General features: G+C 65.8%; 27 protein-coding genes. 17 read left to right on the forward strand and 10 right to left on the reverse strand.

Annotation, left to right across the window (positions count from 1 at the left end):
- The first annotated feature begins 62 nt into the window (after nt 1-62).
- Both NBE95_RS15570 and NBE95_RS15575 read left to right on the forward strand, forming a co-directional pair.
- The gene (locus tag NBE95_RS15570; protein ID WP_289895141.1) at nt 63-332 is read left to right on the forward strand and encodes a DUF3572 domain-containing protein; all 270 of its coding nucleotides are present in this window, start codon (nt 63-65) and stop codon (nt 330-332) included.
- 120 nt (nt 333-452) lie between these two features.
- Nucleotides 453-830, forward strand: a complete 378-nt coding sequence (locus NBE95_RS15575; RefSeq protein WP_289895142.1) for a pore-forming ESAT-6 family protein — start codon at nt 453-455, stop codon at nt 828-830.
- Nucleotides 831-897: 67 nt separating this feature from the next.
- Here NBE95_RS15575 and NBE95_RS15580 read toward each other — a convergent pair whose 3' ends face one another.
- Complete coding sequence (locus NBE95_RS15580) at nt 898-2,259, reverse strand: aminotransferase (RefSeq protein ID WP_289895143.1); 1,362 nt, start codon at nt 2,257-2,259, stop codon at nt 898-900.
- 163 nt (nt 2,260-2,422) lie between these two features.
- On the opposite strand from NBE95_RS15580, the gene NBE95_RS15585 reads away from it, so the two are divergent.
- Nucleotides 2,423-2,890 carry a DUF2380 domain-containing protein gene (locus tag NBE95_RS15585; RefSeq protein ID WP_289895144.1) on the forward strand — a complete coding sequence of 156 codons (468 nt, stop codon included), beginning with the start codon at nt 2,423-2,425 and terminating at the stop codon, nt 2,888-2,890.
- On the opposite strand, the gene NBE95_RS15590 is transcribed toward NBE95_RS15585, so the two are convergent.
- On the reverse strand, nt 2,887-3,216 hold the full coding sequence (locus NBE95_RS15590) for a TfoX/Sxy family protein (RefSeq protein WP_289895145.1): 330 nt from the start codon (nt 3,214-3,216) through the stop codon (nt 2,887-2,889). The two genes, NBE95_RS15585 and NBE95_RS15590, sit on opposite strands and share 4 nt — an antisense overlap.
- Before the next feature lie 69 nt (nt 3,217-3,285).
- Between NBE95_RS15590 and miaB the strand changes: the two genes are divergently transcribed.
- Nucleotides 3,286-4,617 carry a tRNA (N6-isopentenyl adenosine(37)-C2)-methylthiotransferase MiaB gene (miaB, locus tag NBE95_RS15595; RefSeq protein ID WP_289895146.1) on the forward strand — a complete coding sequence of 444 codons (1,332 nt, stop codon included), beginning with the start codon at nt 3,286-3,288 and terminating at the stop codon, nt 4,615-4,617.
- Nucleotides 4,618-4,657: 40 nt separating this feature from the next.
- On the opposite strand, the gene NBE95_RS15600 is transcribed toward miaB, so the two are convergent.
- Nucleotides 4,658-5,050, reverse strand: coding sequence for a hypothetical protein (locus NBE95_RS15600; RefSeq protein WP_289895147.1), 393 nt, complete (start codon nt 5,048-5,050; stop codon nt 4,658-4,660).
- A 155-nt stretch (nt 5,051-5,205) separates the two neighbouring features.
- On the opposite strand from NBE95_RS15600, the gene alr reads away from it, so the two are divergent.
- The 6 genes from alr to NBE95_RS15630 all read left to right on the forward strand — a co-directional run bounded on the left by alr (nt 5,206) and on the right by NBE95_RS15630 (nt 10,379).
- Nucleotides 5,206-6,225: an alanine racemase gene (alr, locus tag NBE95_RS15605; RefSeq protein ID WP_289895148.1), complete on the forward strand. Its 1,020-nt coding sequence runs from the start codon at nt 5,206-5,208 to the stop codon at nt 6,223-6,225.
- Nucleotides 6,222-6,980, forward strand: coding sequence for an ABC transporter permease (locus tag NBE95_RS15610; RefSeq protein WP_289895149.1), 759 nt, complete (start codon nt 6,222-6,224; stop codon nt 6,978-6,980). The genes alr and NBE95_RS15610 overlap by 4 nt, the downstream gene beginning before the upstream one ends.
- Complete coding sequence (locus NBE95_RS15615; RefSeq protein ID WP_289895150.1) at nt 6,980-7,717, forward strand: ATP-binding cassette domain-containing protein; 738 nt, start codon at nt 6,980-6,982, stop codon at nt 7,715-7,717. Before NBE95_RS15610 ends, NBE95_RS15615 begins: the two co-directional genes overlap by 1 nt.
- 115 nt (nt 7,718-7,832) lie before the next feature.
- Nucleotides 7,833-8,930 carry a PhoH family protein gene (locus NBE95_RS15620; RefSeq protein ID WP_289895151.1) on the forward strand — a complete coding sequence of 366 codons (1,098 nt, stop codon included), beginning with the start codon at nt 7,833-7,835 and terminating at the stop codon, nt 8,928-8,930.
- The gene (ybeY, locus tag NBE95_RS15625) at nt 8,923-9,447 is read left to right on the forward strand and encodes an rRNA maturation RNase YbeY (RefSeq protein ID WP_289895152.1); all 525 of its coding nucleotides are present in this window, start codon (nt 8,923-8,925) and stop codon (nt 9,445-9,447) included. The genes NBE95_RS15620 and ybeY overlap by 8 nt, the downstream gene beginning before the upstream one ends.
- Nucleotides 9,444-10,379: a hemolysin family protein gene (locus NBE95_RS15630; protein WP_289895153.1), complete on the forward strand. Its 936-nt coding sequence runs from the start codon at nt 9,444-9,446 to the stop codon at nt 10,377-10,379. Before ybeY ends, NBE95_RS15630 begins: the two co-directional genes overlap by 4 nt.
- Here the strand turns inward: NBE95_RS15630 and NBE95_RS15635 are convergent.
- The 3 genes from NBE95_RS15635 to NBE95_RS15645 form a co-directional block, all read right to left on the reverse strand.
- The gene (locus NBE95_RS15635) at nt 10,376-11,185 is read right to left on the reverse strand and encodes a GNAT family N-acetyltransferase (RefSeq protein WP_289895154.1); all 810 of its coding nucleotides are present in this window, start codon (nt 11,183-11,185) and stop codon (nt 10,376-10,378) included. The two genes, NBE95_RS15630 and NBE95_RS15635, sit on opposite strands and share 4 nt — an antisense overlap.
- Nucleotides 11,186-11,400: 215 nt before the next feature.
- Nucleotides 11,401-12,294, reverse strand: coding sequence for an EamA family transporter (locus NBE95_RS15640; protein ID WP_289895156.1), 894 nt, complete (start codon nt 12,292-12,294; stop codon nt 11,401-11,403).
- Nucleotides 12,291-12,932 (reverse strand): nitroreductase family protein, encoded by a 642-nt coding sequence (locus NBE95_RS15645; protein WP_289895157.1) that lies wholly within the window; start codon nt 12,930-12,932, stop codon nt 12,291-12,293. The genes NBE95_RS15640 and NBE95_RS15645 overlap by 4 nt, the downstream gene beginning before the upstream one ends.
- Before the next feature lie 106 nt (nt 12,933-13,038).
- Between NBE95_RS15645 and NBE95_RS15650 the strand changes: the two genes are divergently transcribed.
- The gene (locus tag NBE95_RS15650) at nt 13,039-13,635 is read left to right on the forward strand and encodes a LysR family transcriptional regulator (protein ID WP_289895159.1); all 597 of its coding nucleotides are present in this window, start codon (nt 13,039-13,041) and stop codon (nt 13,633-13,635) included.
- A 191-nt stretch (nt 13,636-13,826) separates the two neighbouring features.
- Here the strand turns inward: NBE95_RS15650 and NBE95_RS15655 are convergent, their stop codons facing one another.
- Complete coding sequence (locus tag NBE95_RS15655; protein WP_012112698.1) at nt 13,827-15,182, reverse strand: IS1380-like element ISPme1 family transposase; 1,356 nt, start codon at nt 15,180-15,182, stop codon at nt 13,827-13,829.
- Nucleotides 15,183-15,269: 87 nt separating this feature from the next.
- Here NBE95_RS15655 and NBE95_RS15660 point away from each other — a divergent pair, with 87 nt between their 5' ends.
- Nucleotides 15,270-15,608 carry a LysR substrate-binding domain-containing protein gene (locus tag NBE95_RS15660; protein WP_289895160.1) on the forward strand — a complete coding sequence of 113 codons (339 nt, stop codon included), beginning with the start codon at nt 15,270-15,272 and terminating at the stop codon, nt 15,606-15,608.
- A 310-nt stretch (nt 15,609-15,918) separates the two neighbouring features.
- On the opposite strand, the gene NBE95_RS15665 is transcribed toward NBE95_RS15660, so the two are convergent.
- Nucleotides 15,919-16,176 carry a hypothetical protein gene (locus NBE95_RS15665; RefSeq protein ID WP_289895161.1) on the reverse strand — a complete coding sequence of 86 codons (258 nt, stop codon included), beginning with the start codon at nt 16,174-16,176 and terminating at the stop codon, nt 15,919-15,921.
- A 182-nt stretch (nt 16,177-16,358) separates the two neighbouring features.
- Here NBE95_RS15665 and NBE95_RS22430 point away from each other — a divergent pair, with 182 nt between their 5' ends.
- The 5 genes from NBE95_RS22430 to NBE95_RS15690 all read left to right on the forward strand — a co-directional run bounded on the left by NBE95_RS22430 (nt 16,359) and on the right by NBE95_RS15690 (nt 18,954).
- The gene (locus tag NBE95_RS22430) at nt 16,359-16,763 is read left to right on the forward strand and encodes a sigma factor (protein ID WP_354670360.1); all 405 of its coding nucleotides are present in this window, start codon (nt 16,359-16,361) and stop codon (nt 16,761-16,763) included.
- A gap of 322 nt (nt 16,764-17,085) precedes the next feature.
- A complete protein-coding gene (locus NBE95_RS15675; RefSeq protein WP_289895163.1) occupies nt 17,086-17,526 on the forward strand; it encodes a hypothetical protein in 441 nt (146 codons plus the stop codon).
- Entirely contained in the window at nt 17,523-18,026 is a 504-nt protein-coding gene (locus NBE95_RS15680) for an N-acetyltransferase (RefSeq protein ID WP_289895165.1), read from the forward strand. Before NBE95_RS15675 ends, NBE95_RS15680 begins: the two co-directional genes overlap by 4 nt.
- 58 nt (nt 18,027-18,084) lie before the next feature.
- Nucleotides 18,085-18,435: a hypothetical protein gene (locus NBE95_RS15685; protein ID WP_289895166.1), complete on the forward strand. Its 351-nt coding sequence runs from the start codon at nt 18,085-18,087 to the stop codon at nt 18,433-18,435.
- An 84-nt stretch (nt 18,436-18,519) separates the two neighbouring features.
- Nucleotides 18,520-18,954 carry a hypothetical protein gene (locus NBE95_RS15690; RefSeq protein WP_289895167.1) on the forward strand — a complete coding sequence of 145 codons (435 nt, stop codon included), beginning with the start codon at nt 18,520-18,522 and terminating at the stop codon, nt 18,952-18,954.
- Between the two features lie 208 nt (nt 18,955-19,162).
- On the opposite strand, the gene NBE95_RS15695 is transcribed toward NBE95_RS15690, so the two are convergent.
- Complete coding sequence (locus tag NBE95_RS15695; RefSeq protein ID WP_289895168.1) at nt 19,163-19,912, reverse strand: alpha/beta hydrolase; 750 nt, start codon at nt 19,910-19,912, stop codon at nt 19,163-19,165.
- A 118-nt stretch (nt 19,913-20,030) separates the two neighbouring features.
- Nucleotides 20,031-20,861 (reverse strand): alpha/beta hydrolase, encoded by an 831-nt coding sequence (locus NBE95_RS15700; protein WP_354670372.1) that lies wholly within the window; start codon nt 20,859-20,861, stop codon nt 20,031-20,033.
- Nucleotides 20,862-21,055: the final 194 nt, after the last annotated feature.

The raw sequence follows: 21,055 nt of genomic DNA on the forward strand, positions 1-21,055 counted from the left end.
GTTAACAAATCCTTTCCGGCGCTGCAGAAATCGCTGCCGGCCTTCACGAAAGCGAGAGCGGAATGACACCGAGAGAAGCGCGCGACATCGCGGATTCGGGCTTTGCCCATATCGCGGCCGAGCCCGACCTGGTGGCGGCGCTGCTGGCGCAGTCGGGCAGCGACGTGGCCGGGTTGCGCGCCATGGCGGTGCGGCCGGAATTCGCCCTTTTCGTGCTGGACTTCCTGCTGGAGCAGGACCAGCGCGTGCTGGATTTCGTCCAGGCTGCGGGGTTGCGCCCCGAGCGGGTGCAGATGGCCCGCGCGGTGCTGGGCGGCGGCGATCCGTGGTAGCGCGCCGGGTCCGGGATCGGCGGGATGGCTCCTATCGGTAAAGCTGCGCATTGCGGGCGCCGCGCCGATGCATGCCAATGGCGCACCGGCAAGCCGCCGGCCGATTTTCAGGAGATCCTTATGAGACGCATTCTTGTCCCGACCCTGACGCTGGCGCTGCTTGGCGGCGCGGCGCTGGCGCAGACCGCGCCGAACCCCGACATGGCGGTCGCGGCGGCGAAGAACCAGCTGGGCGTGCTGGAATATTGCCAGGCCGAGGGGCATATCGACGGCAAGGCGGCCGAGACCCAGGGCAAGATCATGGCCATGCTGCCGGCCGCCCAGGACGCCGCAGCGGTCGAGGCCGCCTATGAGAAGGGCAAGACCGGCACGGTCAGCGCCATGGGCGTCGAGCAATCGCTGGCCGACGCAGCCAAGGCGCAGGGCGCCGAGGTGGCCGCGCTCTGCACCCAGATCGCCGCGGCGGTCGAGCAGGCTGCGGCGCAGCTGCCCCAGTAACGCCCCCTTCAACGCTCCGCTTGGCGGACGGCGCCCCCGACCTTTGCGGGGGCGCTTTTCATGCCGGTCAGGCGACCTCGGCGAAGACCTTGTCGAGTGCCTGTTCCAGCTTTCCGAACATCTCGTCCATCTGCGCCTCGGTCAGGATGAAGGGCGGGCACAGCACCACCGATTGGCCCAGAGGCCGGCAGATCAACCCCAGGTCGGTGCAGGTGTTGGCGATGCGCTCGCTGACCGACAGCTTCGCGTCGAAGGGGGTCTTGGTGGGCTTGTCCCGGACCGCCTCCAGCGCCCACATGAAGCCGACGCCGCGATACTCGCCGATATTCGGCTTTTCGGCCAGGCGGCGCAGGTTCTCCTCGAAACGCGGGGCGAGGCGGTTGACGTTCTCGGCCAGCCCCTCGTTCATCACCACGTCGATGGCCTTCAGCGCGATGGCGCAGCCGACCGGATGGCCCGAGGCGGTGAAGCCGTGCGGGAATTCCTCGATGGCCTCGACGGCGGCTTCGACGCGGCCGGCCAGGTCGGGGCCAAGGATCACCGCGCCCATCGGGAAGAAGCCCGCCGTCAGGTTCTTCGAGGAAATGATCGCATCGGGGATGAAGTCATAGGTCTCGCAGCCCCAGGTCTGGCCGGTGCGTCCGAAGCCGCAGATCACCTCGTCCGAGATCAGCGGGATGCCGTGTTTTCTCAGGATCGGCTGGATGGCCTGGAAATAGCCGCGCGCCGGGGGAATGACGCCGCCGGCGCCCATCACCGGCTCGGCGAAGAAGCCGGCGATGGTGTCGGCGCCCTCGCGGGCGATGGTGTCCTCGAGCTCGCGCGCCAGGCGGGCGACGAACTGCGCTTCGGTCTCGCCCGCTTCGCCAAAGCGCCAGTAATGCGGGCAGGTCAGGTGGATGAAACCGGGCAGCGGCAGGCCGAACACCTCGTTATAGGGCTTGCCCGTCATGCTGGCCGAGACGGCGGTGACGCCGTGATAGGCGTTCCAGCGCGTCAGGATCTTGCGGCGCTGCGGCTTGCCTTCGGCCCGGTGCAGGAACCACAGCATCTTGACCATGGTGTCGTTCGCCTCGGAGCCGGAATTGGTGTAGAACACCTTGCCCGAGGCGAAGGGCGAGACCTCGACCAGCTTTTCCGACAGCATCACCGTCTGGTCGGACATGCGGCCGAAAAAAGCATGATAGCCGGGGAAACGCTCGTACTGCGCCTTGGCGGCCTCGATCAGCCCGCGATGGTCGAAGCCCGCCACCATGTTCCACAGGCCGGAATTGGCGTCCAGGTAGCGCCTGCCATGCACGTCGAAGACATAGGGCCCCTCGCCATGCGTCACCACGACCGTGCCCCGCTGGTGCACCGAGGGCATGTCGGTAAAGCCGTAGAGCGAATATTCCTCGGCCCGGGCTTCCCAGCTTTGCGGTTGGTTCATTGCCGCCTCCATGATCATCCTTGCGGTCGAGGCTAGCCGGCCACCCCGGCCCGTTCAATGGGGCCCCGCGCCGCGGGGGAAGGGGTCCAGACCTTCCGCCCGGTTGCCGCATCCGGGGACGGGGCGCAATATGGTCGGGACGAACCCCGCCAAGGAGGATGCCATGCGCAAGCCGCTTCTGGCCCTGTCGCTGCTTTCGCTGCTTTCGCTGCTTGCGCCGCTGCCGACGCTGGCCGAGGGGCTGATGATCGCGCCGGTGAAATTGCTCGACACCTCGCACGAGGCCCGGGACCAAAGCGCGGATCACGACCGCCGGCAGGCGCTGCTGGCCTCGGTGCTGGCCGAGGAGATGGCGGGCACGCCGGTCGCCCCCGGCGAGGTGGCCGCGGCATGCCCGCGCGAGACCGCGGATTGCCTGGTCACGCTGCTGCGCGACCAGGGCGGCGATCGCGGGCTGTTCGTGGTGGTGCAGAAATCCAGCACGCTGATCCTGCAGATCTTCGCCTCGCTGGTGGACCTGAAGGACGAGAGGCTGATCCTGCACAAGGAACTGAACTTCCGCGGCGACAATGATGAGGCGTGGCGCCGCGCCGGCCGGTTCCTGGCGCGTCAGCTGCGCGAGGCGGGCTAAGGCTGAGGCGCAACCAGGCCGATCTCGCGCAGGGCGGCCTCGATGGCGGCGGGGCCGGTGCGGCGCATCTCGGCCAGCAGCGCGTCGAAATCCCGGCGCAGCCGGGCCTTTTCCTCGCCCCGGCAATCGTTCCAGGGCCGGCCCTGCAGCGCCATGTGCAAGACGTAATAGCCGATGAAATGCGGTCGTTCCCCGGCCAGCAACAGGGCGCGATAGGCCGCGTGCGCGCCCATGGCCCGCAGCGCCCGCGCATCCGCGACCCCGGCCGCGACCAGCGCCCGGGCGGTGGCGGGGCCGATATTCGGCAGTTCGGTCAGGTCGGTCATTCCTTGCGCCCCGCTTTCCAAAGCCCCTGTCTTGCTGTATCAGCGCCGCAACTCCAAGGACAGCACGGCATGACGGACCAAGCCAATACCCCGGCGGCGAAGAAGCTTTTCATCAAGACCTATGGCTGCCAGATGAACGTCTATGACAGCCAGCGCATGGCCGAGGCCATGGGCGCCGAGGGCTATGTCCTGACCGAGAACCAGGCCGAGGCGGACATGGTGCTGCTGAACACCTGCCATATTCGCGAAAAGGCCGCCGAGAAGCTGTATTCCGACCTCGGCCGGCTGAAGCCCTTGAAGGCCGAGCGGCCGGACCTGAAGATCGGCGTCGCCGGCTGCGTGGCCCAGGCCGAGGGCGCCGAGATCCAGCGCCGCATGCCCATCGTTGATCTGGTGGTCGGCCCGCAGGCTTATCACCGCCTGCCGGCCATGGCCCGCGCCGGGCGCGGCGTCGATACCGAATTCCCGGCCGAGGACAAGTTCGAGCACCTGCCGAAACCCGCCGCCACTCGCCGCGCCCCCGCCGCCTTCCTGACCGTGCAGGAGGGCTGCGACAAGTTCTGCGCCTTCTGCGTGGTGCCCTATACGCGCGGGGCCGAAGTCTCGCGCCCGGTGTCGCGCATCCTCTCCGAGGCGCGCGATCTCGTCGCCCGCGGCGTGCGCGAGATCACGCTGCTGGGCCAGAACGTCAATGGCTGGCACGGCGAGGGGCCCGAAGGGGCCGAATGGGGCTTCGGCCGGCTGATCCGGGCGATTGCGGAAATCGACGGGCTGGACCGCATCCGCTATACCACCAGCCACCCGAACGACATGTCGGGCGACCTGATCGCGGCGCATCGCGACGAGCCGAAGCTGATGCCCTATCTGCACCTGCCGGTGCAGTCGGGCAGCGACCGCATCCTCAAGGCGATGAACCGCAAGCATACGGTGGACCAGTATCTGCGGCTGATCGACCGCATCCGCGAGGCGCGGCCCGACATCATGCTGACCAGCGATTTCATCGTCGGCTTCCCCGGCGAGACCGAGCAGGACCACCGCGACACCTTGTCGCTGGTGCGGGCGGTGAATTTCGGCACCGCCTTCAGCTTCAAGTATTCGCCGCGCCCCGGCACCCCGGCCTATGAGCGGCCCGAGATCGACGGCGACACCGCCGATGCCCGCCTGCACGAGCTGCAGGCGCTGCTGACCAGCCAGCAGAAGGCGGCGCAGCAGGGCATGGTCGGGCGCGAGCTGGGCGTGCTGTTTGAGAAGCCCGGCCGGCTGCCCGGCCAGATGGTGGGCAAGTCGGACTATCTGCACGCGGTCTTCGTCGAGGCGCCGCAGGCCGCGGTCGGCGATCTGGTCCGGGTGCGCATCACCCACAGCGCCCCGAATTCGCTGGCGGGCGAGCTGGTGGCCTGACCCCCCGCCCCAAGGGGCGGTTGCGGGGATGGGCCGGGGGCTATTTCGCGCCCAGCCGCTCCAGTTCCGGGAACTCGTGCCAGGGCACGTCGCTGCGGTTGCAGATCGGATGATCCAGCGTCCCGCCGGCCGGCTTGCCGTCGCGCAGCGGGATGCCGATATTGTGCACGCCGGTATAGATGCCCGAGACGTTCTTGCTGTCCGCCCGGACGCAGACCCCTTGCACGCCGTCGCCGAAGCTCGCCACGTTCGAGATCTCGGCATTGCGGATCGAGGCCGGGTCATAGGCCAGCCGGGCGGCGCCAGCGGCCAGTTCGGCCCGCAGCGCCGCGCTGGGCGGGGTCGAGCGGGCGATGATTTCGCCGTATTCGTCGCGGACGCCGCAGGCGGCCAGCAGCAAGAGGCTGCCCGCAAAGATCAAGCCGAGTTTCATGTCATGCCCCTTGGTCGAATGCCGTCTTTGGTAGCGAGGCTAACGGTGCCGCACCGCGAAGGAAAGACCAAGCTTTCCGGCCGGCGCGCGGCCCTGGGGCAGATTCTTCGCCCCGGCATCTTGACGACGGGATGGGCAGGGGCCATGCCGCTGGCATGGGACTCGTCATCGATATTCCGGCCATCGCGGCCAATTGGAAGGCGCTTGCGGCCAGGGCCCCCGGCGCGCGGGCGGCGGCGGTCGTCAAGGCCGATGCCTATGGTCTGGGCGCGGCGCGCGTCGCGCCCGCGCTCTACGAGGCGGGGGCGCGGGATTTCTTCGTCGCCCTGGCGGCCGAGGGGCGGGCGATCCGGCCGCTGCTGCCCGAGGACGCGCGCGTCTTCGTGCTGTCGGGCCATATGGAGGGCGAGGATCTGGCCGGGCTGATTCCGCTGCTGAACAGTCCCGAGCAATTCTTCCGCGACCGGGCGCTGCGGCCGCGCGGGCCGTTCGGCATCCAGCTTGACAGCGGCATGAACCGGCTGGGCTTCGAGCCCGGCGAATGGGCCGCCGTGCGGGCCGAGGCGCTGGCCGCCGGGCCGCAGCTGGTCATGTCGCATCTGGCCTGCGCCGACGAGCCGGACCATCCGGCCAATGCCCAGCAGCTTGCCGCCTTCCGGGCGATGACCGAGGGCGTGACCGCGCCGCGCTCGCTGGCGGCGACCGGCGGCATCCTGCTGGGGCCGGATTATCATTTCGATCTGGTGCGCCCCGGCATCGGCCTTTACGGCGGCGAGCCCTTCGCCGAGGCCCGGCCGGTGGTGACGCTGTCGCTGCCGGTGATCCAGACGCGCGAGGTGAAGCCCGGCGAATCCGTGGGCTACGGCTACAGCTGGACCGCCGGGCGTCCGGCCCGCGTCGCCACCGTGGCGGCGGGCTATGCCGACGGTCTGGCGCGGGCGCTGGCGCGCGAGGGCCGGCTGCGCCTCTGGGCGGGCGGACGGGCCTGCCCGGTGATCGGCCGCATCTCGATGGACCTGATCACCGTGGATGTGACCGATCTGCCCGACGTTCCCCCGGCGCTGGAGATCCTGAACGCCCGGCAGGGGGTCGACGACCTGGCGGCGCTGGCCGGCACCATCGGCTACGAGATCCTGACCTTGCTGGGCCGGCGCTACGAGCGTCGCTGGCTGTGAACCCGGTCCGGCTGATCGGGCGGGCGGCCATCGGCCTGACCCGCGCGACCGGGCGGGTGACGCTGTTCGCCGGCCGTGGCCTGGCGCGGCTGGGTCAGCACCCTTCGGAACTGGCGCGGCAGATCCTGCATATCGGCTGGCTGTCCTTGCCGGTGGTGGGGCTGACGGCGCTGTTCACCGGGGCGGCGCTGGCCTTGCAGATCCATTCCGGCGGCCAGCGCTTCCAGGCCGGCGACGTGGTGCCGGCCATCGTCGCCATCGGCATGGCGCGCGAGCTTGGCCCGGTGCTGGGCGGGCTGATGGTCGCCGCCCGCGTCGCCTCGGCCATCGCAGCCGAGCTTGGCACCATGCGCGTGACCGAGCAGATCGACGCCCTGGTGACGCTTTCGACCGATCCGGTCGGTTGGCTGGTCTCGCCCCGGCTTTGGGCGGCGATCCTGTGCCTGCCGGTGCTGGTGGGCGTGGGCGACGTGATCGGCATCATGGGCGGCTGGCTGATCGGCGTGCAGGCGCTGGGATTCAATTCGGCCACCTACCTGTCGAATTCCTGGGCCTATCTGGAAAGCTGGGACGTGGTCTCGGGCCTGCTCAAGGGCACGGTCTTCGGCCTGATCGTGGCGCTGTCGGGCTGCTGGTTCGGCATGACCGCCGGCGGCGGCGCGGCCGGGGTGGGGCGGGCGACGACCAATGCCGTGGTCGCGGCCTCGGTCGGCATCCTGGCCGCCAATTTCGCCCTGACCGGGCTGTTCTTCTGATGCTGGCGGTGCGCGGCCTGTCCAAGAGTTTCGGCGCCAAGCCGGTGCTCGATGGCGTCGACCTGGACCTGGCCGAGGGCGAGAGCCTGGTGGTGATCGGCGGCTCGGGCACCGGCAAGTCGGTGCTTTTGCGCTGCATCCTAGGGCTCGAGACGCCGGATGCCGGCACGATCCTGTGGCAGGGCCGGCCGCTGGCCGGGCAGCGGCGCGCCTTCATGGATCATTTCGGCATGCTGTTCCAGAACGCGGCGCTGTTCGACAGCCTGCCGATCTGGCGCAATGTCGCCTTTCGCCTGCTGCGGTCGATGCCGAAGACCCGCGCCCGCGCCATCGCCGTCGAAAAGCTGGCCCGCGTCGGCCTTGGCCCCGAGGTGGCGGATCTTTACCCGGCGGAACTCTCGGGCGGGATGCGCAAGCGCGCCGGCCTGGCCCGCGCCATCGCCGCCGACCCGCGGGTGATCTTCTTCGACGAGCCGACGACCGGGCTGGACCCGATCCGCGCCGCGGCGATCAACGCGCTGATCCGCGGCATCGTGGACGAGACCGGCGCCACCGCCATCACCATCACCCATGACATGTCATCGGTGCGCGCCATCGCCGACCGGGTGGCGCTGCTGGATCGCGGGCGGCTGCGCTGGCAGGGGCCGGTGGCCGGGATGGACGCGGCCGAGGACGACTATCTGCGCGATTTCATCGCCGGCCGCGCCCGGCCCATGGCGCGCGGGCCCGGCGCATGACGGCCGTTTTTCCGCCGACAGCTTGGCAAAACCGCAACAGCCGGTCTGCCCCCCTTGTGCGAATCCCGCGCAGTTGCAACCATGGGTTACCGAAAATCCGAACCCGGAGTGAAATTTGGGTCTGACCCCCACGCCCCCCGAGACCGCGACCCCCGGCGAAACCCTGCTGGAATTCCATGACAACAGGCTGCTGATCGACCTTTGCGGCCCGCATGACCGTCACCTCGCCCGGATCGAGGAGGCGCTGAAGGTGCATATCCTGCGACGCGGCAACCTGTTGTCGGTCGTCGGCCCGGTCGATGCCCAGGCCGAGGCGGCGCAGGTGCTGCGCGCGCTTTACGCCAGGCTGGAACAGGGCCGCCCGGTCGAGATGGCCGAGGTCGAGGCGGCGCTGCGCATGGGCGCCGAGACGGTGGCCGACGGCCCCAGCCCGGCCGAGCAGCTGGAAATGTTCCAGACCGGCCCGATCGAGCTGCGCACCCGCAAGAAGACCGTCGAGCCGCGCACCGAGGCGCAAAAGGATTATGTCCGGGCGCTGTTCGCCAACGAACTGGCCTTCGGCATCGGCCCGGCCGGCACCGGCAAGACCTATCTGGCGGTGGCGGTGGGCGTCACCATGCTGATCGGCGGCCATGTCGACAAGATCATCCTGTCGCGCCCGGCCGTCGAGGCCGGCGAGCGGTTGGGCTTCCTGCCCGGCGACATGAAGGAGAAGGTCGATCCTTACATGCAGCCGCTCTACGACGCGCTGAACGACTTCCTGCCCAGCAAGCAGATGCAGAAGCTGATGGAGGAAAAGCGCATCGAGATCGCGCCTCTGGCCTTCATGCGCGGCCGCACCCTGGCCAATGCCTTCGTGGTACTGGACGAGGCGCAGAACGCCACCACCATGCAGATGAAGATGTTCCTGACCCGTCTGGGCGAAGGCTCGCGCATGGTCATCACCGGCGACCGCACCCAGATCGACCTGCCGCGCGGCGTGCATTCCGGCCTGACCGACGCCGAGAAGATCCTCAAGGACATCAAGGGCATCAGCTTCAGCTACTTCACCGCCAAGGACGTGGTGCGCCACCATCTGGTCGCCCGCATCATCGAGGCTTACGATTCCGAGGCCGAAGCGGCGCTGGCGCGCGGCGAAGTCTTCGACGAGCGCGGCCAGCGCATCCCGCGCCGCGAGCCGCGGCTGGCAAGCGGGGGGCCGGGCGATGCCTGACAGCCGGGGCGCCGCCGAGGAGGCGCTGGAGATCGTCGATATCGTGCTGGAGGATGACCGCTGGGAGGATGCGGGCCTGCCCGCCATGGCCGAGCGCGCCGCCCGCGCCGTGGGCGAATGGCTGGACCTGGGCGAGTTCCAGGTGGTGGTCATGGGCTGCGACGATGATCGGATCGCGACACTGAACGCCGAGTTCCGCGGCAAGCCCAAGCCGACCAACGTGCTAAGCTGGCCGGCGGTGGAATTCGACCCCCGGCCGCCGGGCACGCGTCCGGACCTGCCGGGCATCGAGGAACTGGGCGACATCGCCATCTCCTACGACACCTGCCAGCGCGAGGCCGAGGCGCAGGGCAAGCCCTTTGCCGACCACGCCACGCATCTTCTGGTCCATGCCATTCTGCATCTGGCAGGCTATGACCATATAGACGACCAGGACGCAGAAACCATGGAGGATGCCGAGCGTTCGATCCTTGGCAAGCTGGGCATCCCCGACCCCTATCTGGAACATGAGACATGAGTAACGACCGAAGTCCCGACACGCCGGTTTCCGCCGACCCCGCCTCATGGGCGGATGGCATAGGCGGGGACGGGCGTGACCTGCCGCTATCGCGCGGCTTTCTCGGGCGCATCCTGGGCGCCTTTGCCGCCGGGGACGAGGCCGATACCGCCGCCGAGCGCCAGGAAAAGGCCCCGGCCATGGCGCCGGCCGGGGTTCCGGGCATGGTCAATCTGCGCCGGATGCGGGTCGATGACGTGGCCATCCCCAAGGCCGAAATCGCCGCCGCCCCGGTGAACGCCACCCTGCCCGAACTGGTCGAGATGTTCCGCGAGCATGGCTTTTCCCGCATCCCGGTGTTCCGTGGCACGCTGGACAGTCCGTTGGGGCTGATCCATCTGAAGGATCTGGCGCTGAAATACGGCTTCGGCGCCCAGGTTCCGGTGAAGTTCGCGCTGCGCCCGATGCTGCGGCCGCTGCTTTACGTCCCGCCCTCGATGCCCATCGGCGTGCTGCTGCAGCAGATGCAGCAGAAACGCACCCATATGGCGCTGGTGATCGACGAATATGGCGGCGTGGACGGGCTGGTGACCATCGAAGACCTGATCGAGCAGGTCATCGGTGAGATCGAGGACGAGCATGACGAGATCGAGGGCGGGCTCTGCATCGCCGAAAAGCCCGGCCAATGGTTGATCCAGGCCCGCGCCCCGCTGGAGGATGTCGAGGCCGAGACCGGCCTGCGCCTTGCCTCGGACGAGGAGGAGGACGAGATCGACACGCTGGGCGGGCTGATCTTCATGCTGACCGGCCGGGTGCCGGTGCGCGGCGAGGTGATCCCGCATGAAAGCGGCGCCGAGTTCGAAATCGTCGACGCCGATCCGCGCCGCATCAAGCGCGTGCGGCTGCGGCTGACGCGGGCGACGGCCACGCCGCTGCCGGGGGCCGCGGATTAAAGCGCGGCGAAGGCCGGGGCATGGGCGATGCGGCTGCCGGCGGGCAGCTGCGGCCCCAGCGCCATCAGATGCGGCCCGGCATAGGGCGAATCCAGTTCGGCCGGCGTGAAGCCGAAGCGGCCGTAATAGCCCGGATCGCCCAGGACGACGATGGCATGGTCGTCGAATGCGGCAAGCGCGGCCCGGACCAGCGCCTCGCCGATCCCGCGCGATTGCACGGCGGGATGCACGGCCAGCGGCGCCAGCGCCAAGGCCGGCGTTTCGGCCTGAAGCGGCGACAGGGCGACATGGCCGATGACGGTGCCTTCCGCCTCGGCGACCAGCGACAGGGCAAGGCTGTCCTCGGCCCGCAGCGCCTCGACCAGGCGCGCTTCGGTCTCGCCGTCGAAGGCGCGGGTCAGCAGCGCGGCGATGGCGGCGCGGTCATGTGACCCCTCGGCGCGAATGCGGGGCGCGGGCTCGGCGCGGGTGAAGTCGCGTTCGATGCCGTGGCTTTCCCGCCCCCAGCGGCTGTCGCGCAGCCGGTCGCGATGCGCCTGAAACGCGGTATCGTCGGCATATAGCTCGTTCAACTCCCAGACCAGCGGATCGTCGGCCTGGGCAAGGTCGAAGCGCAGATTGCCGGGTTCGGCCCGGCTCAGCTCGACATGTTCGGTCAGCAGGTCCAGGGCCAGAAGCATCTGCGCGGCGTCCTTGCAGATCAACCGGCCGGAAAGCGAGACCAGCGGCTGTTCCAGCCGGATCTTCTCGCCGCCCCGGGCGATCGGGGGGGCGTGATTGTGGTTATGTCCGCAGGCGCAACTCATGGCGAATTCCTTGGTTTCTATCACTTGGGGCAGCGACGGACGGTCCGGTTGCGGAGACGCCAGCGCCAAGGCGCCGCATCCCGTTCCCAAAACCCGTTCGCTGCGATGACCCTATCGGGCGGCATCGGGCGGGTTTTGTCAATTTGTGCGGCACATTTTGTTGCGATTGCGGCGTCGGACCCGCCCAGCACCCGATCACTTGCCGATTCGCCATGTCAATCAGCGAGCTTGGGCGATCTGCTGCCCGAGCTGGTCTTTGCCAAAGACCGGCGCGCGCTTCGTTGACTTATCCATATGCTGACCAAGACGATCACCGCGCCGATGAATTGCAGCGAGGCCAAGGCCTGGCCAAGAACCGCCCAGCCGAGCAGTATGGCGGTAAGCGGGCTCAGGAAGCCCAGAGACGACACAGCGGTCGTGTCGAGTCTTGCAACGCCGCGAAACCACAGGACGTAGGTGAGCGCGGTGAAGACCACGAGATAGGCGCTTCCAATCGCATTGGCCATCGTGAAAGCCGGCATCGGCGGGGCCGTCAGCAGCACCACCGGCATCAGCAACAAGCCGCCCGCCGAAAGCTGCCATGCGGTGAGTGTCAGCGCCGAGACCGGCGGTTGCCATTTGCGCGTGAGGACGGTTCCGAAAGCCATGGAGAAGGCACCGGCGACCGCCGCGGCAATTCCCATCGGGTCGAGAGCCGCTTCGCTGCGCAGTACAAGGAGTGCGACGCCGGCAATGCCGGCGACGGCCGCTGTTATCGCGAGAGGCCTTATCCGCGTGCCCAATATGGCGGCGGCGACGAAGATCACGATCAGCGGCTGAACCGCCCCGACTGTCGCGGCGATTCCCCCAGGCAAGCGATAGGCTGCGACAAAGAGCAGAGCCCAGAAGATTGAAAAGTTGAGCGCGCCAAGGACGAATGAACGCAAAAGCCAGATTCCGGCTGGCAATTGCCGCACGACAAGAAGAAGCAGCACCCCTGCAGGCAATGCGCGGATCGCAGCGACCGCCAGCGGAGACATGTCTGGCAGCAGTTCTGTCGCCACGATGTAGGTACTGCCCCACACGGCCGGCGCAGTTGCGGTCAGGAAAACATCCGAAGTCTTTGTCATGGCTGGACCCTTGGCCATACGCCTAAACAGTGGTGACGAAGCGCGCGACGGGCATGCGCGGTTTCTGGGGCTAGTTCTCCCGGGTGCCGTGTCCGATGGCGACCAAGAGCAACGGGGTCTCCCCTTCCTCGAGCATGAAGGCGCGCGCCAACCGTTCGGCGTCGAATCCTCCCATGGCATGAGGCGAGGCCGTATGCTTCAGCCGCAAAGATCAGAAAGGCCGCGCCAAGTGTCGCCGAGCGGATCGCTTCATCGCGCTGCATCATGGCATTGCCGTCATAGGATTGTTTGACCGCTGCGATCCAGTTTTCGACGACGGATGACGGCAGGAAACCGGCTTCGACGGCAGGCAGCAAACGCTCGCCAAGTTCCCGATGCGACGGGGCCTGCCCACAGATGATGAAGGTTACGGCGGATTCCTCAATCTTGGCCTGACCGAACGCCACCGCCTTCAGCCGTGCTTTCGCCGCGGCCGACCGGACCGCGATCATCCGCCAGTTCTGCAGGTTGTAGGCAGTAGGCGCGCGGGTCGCGAGTTCCGCAAGGTCGTGGATCTGCTTGTCGGAGACGTTGCCGTCCGGGGCGAAGCGACCAGCGGAAACGCGACGGGTGATGGCGGCGATGACGGCGTCGTTCATATCGGTCCTTTCTGCAGCCGATTTCCTTACGCCTTCGTTAGGATGTTTCTGAAAAGTTGATAATCTTCTATCCAGTTTGGATACTGTATACTTATGGTGCATAATAATGGATCACATGGTTGCCCTGCACGTGTTCCGCGCCGTCGTGGAACATGCTTCCTTCGCCGAGGCCGCCCGTCGCATGGGCTTGTCCCCGGCGGCCGTCAGCAAGAATGTCAGGGAGCTGGAAGAACACCTGAAGATCAGGCTCATCAACCGCACCACGCGCAGCATGAGCCTAACCGAGGCCGGTCAGCGGTATTTCGAGCAGGTCGCGCGTATTCTCGACGACCTCGCCGAAGCGGACCAATCGCTTGGGCCGCTGCAGCGCAAGCCCAGCGGATTGCTTCGCGTCAGCGCACCGCTGACGTTCACTCTCACTCGGCTCTCGGCAGGGATCATAGGCTTCCTGAGGGAATACCCCGATCTCGTTCTGGATCTTCAACTCGACGATCGGCGCGTCGATGTCGTGAAGGAGGGGTTCGATCTGGCCATTCGCGGCAGCGATCGTCTTGAGGATTCCAGCCTTGTCGCCAGGAAACTCATGACACTCCATCACGTCGTCTGCGCATCGCCCGATTACTTCGAGCGCCACGGCAAGCCGCTTGTGCCGCAGGATTTGAAAGCACATGACCCGACATTCCCCAAGTGGCCTGCCGCTTGACTTCAAGATCGCCTGATTTTGCTCGCTGGGCAAGCGTTTTTCGCCCCGAGCGGTGTCTGTCGTCGCGCAAACGGCCGAAGTCGGGTGGATCAAGCCTCGAACCCGCAGCATTCTGGCCCGGCAGAGCCGCTTTTCCGCGCGGCAGACGGACCTGTCCTGCCGCTTTCGTTCAGCTTGGGCATGGATCGTGGTCATGCGCATGACGGAGGCGTTCGAAGACGGCGGATGGCGGCAAGGACGGCCCGCACCATCGGGCCGGTGACGGCGACCTCGGCCAACTGGAAGGTAATGGCGCGGGCGTGGCGGACGACGCGGGCGCCGATCTTGATCAGCTTGAGTTGCAGGCTGGTCAACGACCAGTCCGCCATGGCCTCGGGCAGTTCGATGCAGCGCAGGAAGGTTGCCAGGTTGTAGGCCAGCGCGTGCAGTTGCAGCCGCACCTCGTTGTGCCGGAACTTCCGGCATGACAGCCGCGTCCAGCGAAAGGCATATTTGCCTTCCTTGATGTGCTGCTCTGCGGTGCCGCGCTGGTTGTAGAACCTCACCACCCAGTCTGGCTCCATCGGCAGGTTGGTGACGATGAAGCCGACTTTGGGGAACAGCTCGCCCGGATGCCATTCGATCTTGGCGATGACGCGGCGCGGCTTGTCCCAGGACGCCGCCTGATACTCGAAGTCCTCGAAGAACCGTTTGACCTTGGTCAGCGAAGGCCGTCCCACGGGCCGTGTCAGCCGATGCGCGATCTTCTCGCGCAAGACGGCGTTGGCGGGCAGACGGATGGCGTAGAAGAACCTGGCTTCTTCCAGCCGCATATAGATCGCGGGGATCGCGTAGGCAGCGTCGGCCCGGAAGAAGCGTCCACCAAGGTCGCGGCCAGCATATCGGGCAATGACGGGATCAAGGACATCCCGCCAGCCATCGGCGCTGTGGACATTGCCGTTACGCAGGGCGCAGCGCTCCAGCATGCCAAACTGGTTGAACAAGAAGATGGGGTGATAGCAGGTGCAGTCGAAATGCCCGTTCCAGGCAGCACCTTCCTGATCGCCGTGGGTGGGGCTGACCGAGCTGTCCATGTCCAGCACGATGTATTTCAACCCGTTGCGGTCATGAAACCGGTCGATCCATTGGCCGTTCAGATCGGCCAGCGCCGCCCGGTTCGCGGCCAGAGCCAGCGTCTCGGTCTCGAACCGTCCCATCTGCGATGCCGAAGCAGCTTGCGCCTCGACGGCCCTGCCGCCAACGACCTGACGCATCACGGGATCGAGGGCCAAGCGGTCGGCATCGTTCACATCCTCGTATCCGGCCAGTCGTCCGAACACCGATTGCCGGAACAATCCGTCAAGCCGATGGAGCGTGTTCTTCCCGGTGCGGCTGTCTCGCAGCGCCTCCGACGCCAGATTGGACAGGCCGAGCACGTCATCAAGCTCGCGCATCACCAGCAGGCCACCGTCTGAACTGATCTGCGCACCACGGAACTCCAGACGCACACGGCGGTCGAAATCAACCCGATCTCCCCGCGCCAAGCCCGCACCCTCCAGGTGATCCATGAAACGCGCCCCTCGCAGCCGTCAACGCCATGATTTATATGCGAAATATCACGATTACGACAGCGAAATCAGCGACTTACTTGGAGAATGTGGGATGACTGCATCCGGTTCACTCTGTCGGACCATGCGCATGAATGGGAGTTCGCCAAAGGCGGGGAGATGGAGCGGGTGCCGATCAACGGTCGGTACAAGGTGACAAGCGGGCTTGCCGTTCGCGATGCCCTGCTGGCGGGTTTTGGGTTGAGCCTCATTCCTCGGCAGTATGTCGCGGACGATATTGCCACCGGCCGTCTGGCCACCGCCATGGACGATTGGACGCCGGTGCAGACCGCCATCTACGCCGTTTATCCGTCGCGCCGCTACCTTCTGCCCAAGGTCCGCGCCTTCATTGAATTCCTGGTTCAAGCAACGCAGGATGAAGCATAGCTTTCCAGGCAAGCCCAGCATACCGTTGGCTGCCGAAATAACGGCATCCAACGGCTGTCATTTTCGGCTCAGCGACGTGGAGCCGGCGGAATCAGGCGCATCCTACCACGCCGCCGAACCCGCAATCTGCCGAGTCGCGACATTGAAGCGGTTGAACAGATTGATGGTGGAAATCCGAAGCACCAGAGCGGCAGCCTCCCGCTCTCCGAAATGCACATGAACCTCAGCCTAGATCCCGTCTGAAACCAGGGCCTCCCGGTCGGCAATTCGGGTCATGGCCTCCGCCAGGCCCAACGCGGCCCGTTCTGCGTCAGAGAAAAAGGGGGCGTCCCGCCAGGCTGCAACCGCAAATAGCCGTTCTTCGCCGATCCCGGACTGCTGGCCATGCCTGGCCGCGCTGTGAACGCAAAACTGCGCCATTGATCTGGCTTACCCGCAGATGCGTAAGGTGAATGACCCCGGCATCAACACCGGCGCTGTGTGGATGGCCCACCAGTTGCTGAATCGCTTTCATCGCGTTCACCGGACCCGTCAGGTGGGCTGTCGGGTTTTCCATGCGTACTTTCATTGGTCGCTCCTGTCCTTGGCACGGATCCATTCCGTCCTAGGGGTGACGGTGCCGGCGAGGCGGATGTGACCAATGGCCGGGACGCAGGGTCAGGCTCGTCGCCGGACCTTTTTTCGACAGGCTGTCACATCTGTCGAAGGCCAGGCGTCATCTTCATGAGGACACCAGACGGTAAGGGGCATATGAGCGACGAAAATGACCTCGTGCGGCATTTCGAGCAGCATCGCGACTACCTGCGATTTGTTGCCCGTCGTATCCTCGGCTCGGACGGCCAGGCGGATGATGCTGTGCAAGACGCCTGGCTGCGGATAGCGCATTCGGATGTTTCGGAAGTCCATAGCCTGCGCAATTGGCTCACGACGATCGTCGCACGGCTTTGCCTCGTCCTTCACGACCTGTTCGCGGTGCAGTTCGATCACATTGCGCCGATAATCGGACGGTCACCGGCAGCAACCCGTCAGCTCGCAAGTCGGGCCCGGCGGCGTCTCACAGGGGCTCCAACCGAGATCGGCGCTAGCGGGCCCGGCGCCGAGAAATCGTTACCGCCTTCGTCGCCGCGTCACGCAACGGGGACTTCAAAGGGTTGATGGCCCTTCTCGATCCCGATGTCGTGCTTGATGCTGATGAAGTCACCATAGCTGCGGCAGCGAAAGCTGGCGGTGGACGCGCGCCGTTGGAGCCGGAATCCGGAGCGTGTTCGATTTGGGAGCAGTAGCTTTGGTCAATAACGAACCCGTCCTGATCTTCGCCCCCGAAGGATCGACAAAGGTAATCTGTGGACAGCACGCCGCTGTCAATGCTCGATCAAAAATACAAAGATCCTAAGCGCTTCCATGATTTTCCCTCTCGTGCTGTGACGACGGGCAGCGATTGGTGTAGGGTCGATATACTGCCGTTCTGAGAGGTAAGATGCTTGACAGGAACGAATATGATCTCCGCACCCGTGCCATCGCGCGCTTCATCGGGCCCTATATCACGATCGTGACCATCATCGTCATCTATCGCGTACCGACAATGACATCGGCCCTGGCCGGATACTTCGAAAACGACGCCATGGTGTGGATGTCGGGCGGCATCTTACTTGGAAGCGGCCTTGCGATCTTCGCATTTCACCAGCTTTGGCGCGGCCTCGCAGCCATCCTGGTTTCGCTCTTCGGGTGGTTTCTGGCAATTCGCGGAGCCATGCTCATGGCGGTGCCAGAGCTGATTGAGCAGGGCGTTGCGGCCTCCACCCCGCATTCGAGTATCATGAGAGGCGGGTTCGCGTTGCTCACCGCGATCGGCCTTTACCTCACCTATTTCGGCTGCGTCGCCAAGCCGAAAGAGCCTTCAAAGGAACAGAAGCAATGAAGTGCCAGATTCGGCCTGAACATCCGGGAGATACGCGGGATATCCGCCAGGTGACGGAGGCCGCGTTCAAGGGCGCCGAACACAGCTCCGGGACCGAAGGAGCGATCATCGACGCCCTGCGGGCAAGCAATGCTCTCACCATTTCCCTTGTCGCGACAGCCGAAGGCGACATAGTCGGACATATCGTTTTCTCGCCGGTCACGATCAATGGCACCGAGATTGGCTGGTTCGGTCTCGGCCCCGTTTCCGTCAGGCCCGAGTTTCAAGGGAACGGCATTGGCGGAATGCTGATCCGGGCGGGTCTGGATCAGTTGAAAGCTGCTGGGGCCAGCGGCTGCGTCGTCCTTGGCGACCCCGCCTATTATCGGCGATTTGGGTTCGAGCAAAACCCCGCCGTGCGATACGAGGGGGTTCCTCCGAAATACTTCATGAAACTGTCTCTCGACGGTTCCGAAGTATCTGGAAGCGTTGCCTTCCACGATGGATTTTCGGCGTCCTGAATGCGGTGCAGAAGCCAGCTGCGTTAAGAGGTCGCCGGTGCGTACAGTTGCGGAGAAAATGGGACTGAAAGCGGGTTCCCGAGCCTATTTCATCGGCGCGCCGGCTGATGTGCACGCCGCAATGAAGTTGCCGGAACTGGATGTCCCAGCCTCCCTGGACGGGAGGTTTGATCACGTCCATCTCTTCGTTCTGACGGCATCGGACCTGAACGAGCAGTTTCCTGTCCTCAAAACCCATGTCGCGCCCAAAGGGCGGCTCTGGGTATCCTGGCCGAAGGGTAACAGGAACGGCACGGACCTTAACATCCGCGAAGTGATCCGGATCGGATATCAACACGGCATGGTGGAGAGCACGGCCCCGGCCGCAAGGCCGAATACGACAACATTGCGGGTACACGCCGCGTTCTAGAAGCCGCACGAGAGGCGGGGATCGCAGTAGCCGTTCATCTCAGCACGGATTCGGTCCTGCAAGAAGGGGCGCCCCTTTTGCAATGTGAACGAGACGGCCCCCTACCCCCGAACCCCGGCCGGGGCCTATTCGCAAGGCAAGGCCAACGCGGAGCAGATCGCCCGAGCTCTCGCGTCCGACGCGTTCCGCGTTGTCGTGCTTCGCCCGCGTTTCGTCTGGGGTCGCGACGATGGAACTGCTCTCCCGAGACTGACTAGCACCGTCCGGTCGGGTAAATTTGCGTGGATATCGGGTGGCAGTTACCTCAGCTCGACCATGCATATCGATAATCTCTGCCATGCCGTGGACGTGGCCCTGATCCGCGGGAAAAGCGGAGAAATCTATCATATCAGCGATGGCCCGGCGCGACCATTCCGCGAGACCGCAACGGGATTTCTGGCGACCCAGGGCCTTCATCCGCCCGAAAAATCGGTGCCGCGCGGCTTACTGAAAGTCATGGCGCGGATCGGGGACGGTTAGTTCCGGATCAGCGGCGGAAGGATACGCGGGCCGCTCAGCTTTCAGGAATATGCCACCAGCGCGGTCGAGATCACGCTCGACATTGCCAAGGCGGAGAGAGAGCTTGGTTACATCCCTCCGGTAAGTTGGCAACAAGGGCTGGAGGAATTGACGCGGCTCCATCGCGCGATGGACGCCGCCCCAGCGGCGTGACCCACTCCCACGAGCGTCACAAGACGCCTACCGCATCCCGGGCCAGTGATCGCGTCGAGAACGCCAGGTTCGTTGAACGCGGCCTGGCAGCGGCGCCCGTCATGCCGTTGCCAAGCGCACGGGCGGCGACCGCGGTCCTGAAGTAGGAACGTTCGAACATGAAGCGCTGCAGATCCGCCGAGACGGTCCGGTCCTGCGTCGCGACGATGCCGTAGCTGGGCTTGTGGCGCCAAGCGGCTGCCGGCAATACGGCCCCGAAGGATGAAACAGCCGTCGCTGTCTGCGCCGCGGCAAGGAAGGCGGCGTCAGCCTCGGAAAGATCGGCGGCAACGTCGTTGTGAAGCGCAGTCGGCTCGACGATCATATAGCCGCCGCCAACGTCCTTGATGTGGCTTGCCATCGGGAACCTGGCATTGAGAGCCGCGATGCTTTCCCCGGCGTCGGGCTGGAACGCGGCGACGTAGACGAGCGCCTTGACGTTCGGATCTGCGCCGGCGACCGAAATGACGGCGCCGCCGTAGCTGTGGCCGACGAGAACGACCGGACGATCCTGCATGGCAAGCACGCGTTTTGTGGCGGCGACGTCCTTGTCGAACCCGGTCAGCGGCATCTGCACGATGCTGACGCGATATCCTTCTCCAGCCAGGCGGTCGTGGACCGGCCGCCAGGTCGAACCGTCCATGACGGCGCCGTGGACCAGAACAATGCCGGGCTTTTCGGCCGCGGCAAGCGGCGCCGGCGCGGCGGTCGCCAGGGTCATCGCCATCGCAGCGACGAGTTTCCGTTTGGGCACAGTCAGTCTCCTGTGGGGACGTTGGGTCTTGGGCCACAAGGCCCGGAACAACCTTTGCCGGACCGGGCAGGCGGTCCGGCAAAGGACTGGATCAGGCGCGGACGAAAGCCAGCAGATCGGCGTTGATCAGTTCGGGGTGGGTCGAGAACATCCCATGCGACAGGCCGTCATAGGTCTTGAGCGTGCCGTTCGTCAGCAGCTTGATCGCCTTGTGAGCCGCGTTGTCGATCGGAACCACCTGATCATCGGTCCCGTGCATGACCAGAACCGGCAAGGATATCGCCTTCAGATCCTCGGTGAAGTCAGTCTCCGAAAAAGCCGTGATGCAATCGTATTGTGCCTTGACGCCGCCCGCTATGCCCTGGCGCCACCAATTGTCGATGAGCCCCTGGCTGACCTTGGCGCCCTCACGGTTGAAACCGTAGAACGGCCCCGAGGGAACATCGATGAAGAACTGCGCCCGGTTCGCGGCCAGAGCCTTGCGGAAGCCGTCGAACACCTCCATCGGCAGACCATCCGGATTGGCCTCGGTCTTCAGCATGATCGGCGGCACGCCGTTGATCACGACCGCCTTTGCGACCCGGCCGGGCTCGGCGCGGGCGACATAACGCACGACCTCGCCACCGCCCGTCGAGTGGCCGACATGCACGGCGTTCTTGAGATCGAGCGCGCGGGCCAGCTCGGCCACGTCGGCGGCGTAGGTGTCCATCTCGTTGCCCGTGTCGGTCTGGTCGGACCGGCCATGCCCGCGGCGGTCATGGGCGACCACGCGATAGCCCTGCGACAGGAAGAACAGCATCTGGCTGTCCCAGTCGTCGGCGCTGAGCGGCCAACCGTGATGGAAGACGATCGGCTGGGCATCCTTCGGCCCCCAGTCCTTGTAGAAGATCCGCGTGCCGTCGGAGGTGGTCATGGTGGACATAGTCGTTGCTCCATTGTGGGTGGGGTGAATAGGCGTCGCGGCCGGTTGTTCGGCCGCCCCGGCAAGGACAGGTGCGAGGAAAGGCAATGCCGCCGCCCCTGCGCCGACGGCGAGAACATGCCGCCGGGAAAGGAAACCCGCGCTCCCGCGCCGATGGTTGGATGGGGTGGTCACAATTGGCTCCTTGTTGCATG

Origin of the sequence: Paracoccus sp. TOH, from assembly GCF_030388245.1 — a bacterium.
GTDB classification, from domain to species: Bacteria; Pseudomonadota; Alphaproteobacteria; order Rhodobacterales; family Rhodobacteraceae; genus Paracoccus; species Paracoccus simplex.

Excerpts from the sequence above, each read along its gene's own strand:
- NBE95_RS15570 (WP_289895141.1), top strand. The coding sequence starts at position 63 with ATGACACCGAGAGAAGCGCGCGACATCGCGGATTCGGGCTTTGCCCAT.
- NBE95_RS15575 (WP_289895142.1), top strand. The coding sequence starts at position 453 with ATGAGACGCATTCTTGTCCCGACCCTGACGCTGGCGCTGCTTGGCGGC.
- NBE95_RS15580 (WP_289895143.1), bottom strand. The coding sequence starts at position 2,259 with ATGAACCAACCGCAAAGCTGGGAAGCCCGGGCCGAGGAATATTCGCTC.
- NBE95_RS15585 (WP_289895144.1), top strand. The coding sequence starts at position 2,423 with ATGCGCAAGCCGCTTCTGGCCCTGTCGCTGCTTTCGCTGCTTTCGCTG.
- NBE95_RS15590 (WP_289895145.1), bottom strand. The coding sequence starts at position 3,216 with ATGACCGACCTGACCGAACTGCCGAATATCGGCCCCGCCACCGCCCGG.
- miaB (WP_289895146.1), top strand. The coding sequence starts at position 3,286 with ATGACGGACCAAGCCAATACCCCGGCGGCGAAGAAGCTTTTCATCAAG.
- NBE95_RS15600 (WP_289895147.1), bottom strand. The coding sequence starts at position 5,050 with ATGAAACTCGGCTTGATCTTTGCGGGCAGCCTCTTGCTGCTGGCCGCC.
- alr (WP_289895148.1), top strand. The coding sequence starts at position 5,206 with ATGGGACTCGTCATCGATATTCCGGCCATCGCGGCCAATTGGAAGGCG.
- NBE95_RS15615 (WP_289895150.1), top strand. The coding sequence starts at position 6,980 with ATGCTGGCGGTGCGCGGCCTGTCCAAGAGTTTCGGCGCCAAGCCGGTG.
- ybeY (WP_289895152.1), top strand. The coding sequence starts at position 8,923 with ATGCCTGACAGCCGGGGCGCCGCCGAGGAGGCGCTGGAGATCGTCGAT.
- NBE95_RS15630 (WP_289895153.1), top strand. The coding sequence starts at position 9,444 with ATGAGTAACGACCGAAGTCCCGACACGCCGGTTTCCGCCGACCCCGCC.
- NBE95_RS15635 (WP_289895154.1), bottom strand. The coding sequence starts at position 11,185 with ATGAGTTGCGCCTGCGGACATAACCACAATCACGCCCCCCCGATCGCC.
- NBE95_RS15640 (WP_289895156.1), bottom strand. The coding sequence starts at position 12,294 with ATGACAAAGACTTCGGATGTTTTCCTGACCGCAACTGCGCCGGCCGTG.
- NBE95_RS15645 (WP_289895157.1), bottom strand. The coding sequence starts at position 12,932 with ATGAACGACGCCGTCATCGCCGCCATCACCCGTCGCGTTTCCGCTGGT.
- NBE95_RS15650 (WP_289895159.1), top strand. The coding sequence starts at position 13,039 with ATGGATCACATGGTTGCCCTGCACGTGTTCCGCGCCGTCGTGGAACAT.
- NBE95_RS15655 (WP_012112698.1), bottom strand. The coding sequence starts at position 15,182 with ATGGATCACCTGGAGGGTGCGGGCTTGGCGCGGGGAGATCGGGTTGAT.
- NBE95_RS15660 (WP_289895160.1), top strand. The coding sequence starts at position 15,270 with ATGTGGGATGACTGCATCCGGTTCACTCTGTCGGACCATGCGCATGAA.
- NBE95_RS15665 (WP_289895161.1), bottom strand. The coding sequence starts at position 16,176 with ATGAAAGTACGCATGGAAAACCCGACAGCCCACCTGACGGGTCCGGTG.
- NBE95_RS22430 (WP_354670360.1), top strand. The coding sequence starts at position 16,359 with ATGAGCGACGAAAATGACCTCGTGCGGCATTTCGAGCAGCATCGCGAC.
- NBE95_RS15675 (WP_289895163.1), top strand. The coding sequence starts at position 17,086 with ATGCTTGACAGGAACGAATATGATCTCCGCACCCGTGCCATCGCGCGC.
- NBE95_RS15680 (WP_289895165.1), top strand. The coding sequence starts at position 17,523 with ATGAAGTGCCAGATTCGGCCTGAACATCCGGGAGATACGCGGGATATC.
- NBE95_RS15685 (WP_289895166.1), top strand. The coding sequence starts at position 18,085 with ATGGGACTGAAAGCGGGTTCCCGAGCCTATTTCATCGGCGCGCCGGCT.
- NBE95_RS15695 (WP_289895168.1), bottom strand. The coding sequence starts at position 19,912 with ATGGCGATGACCCTGGCGACCGCCGCGCCGGCGCCGCTTGCCGCGGCC.
- NBE95_RS15700 (WP_354670372.1), bottom strand. The coding sequence starts at position 20,861 with ATGTCCACCATGACCACCTCCGACGGCACGCGGATCTTCTACAAGGAC.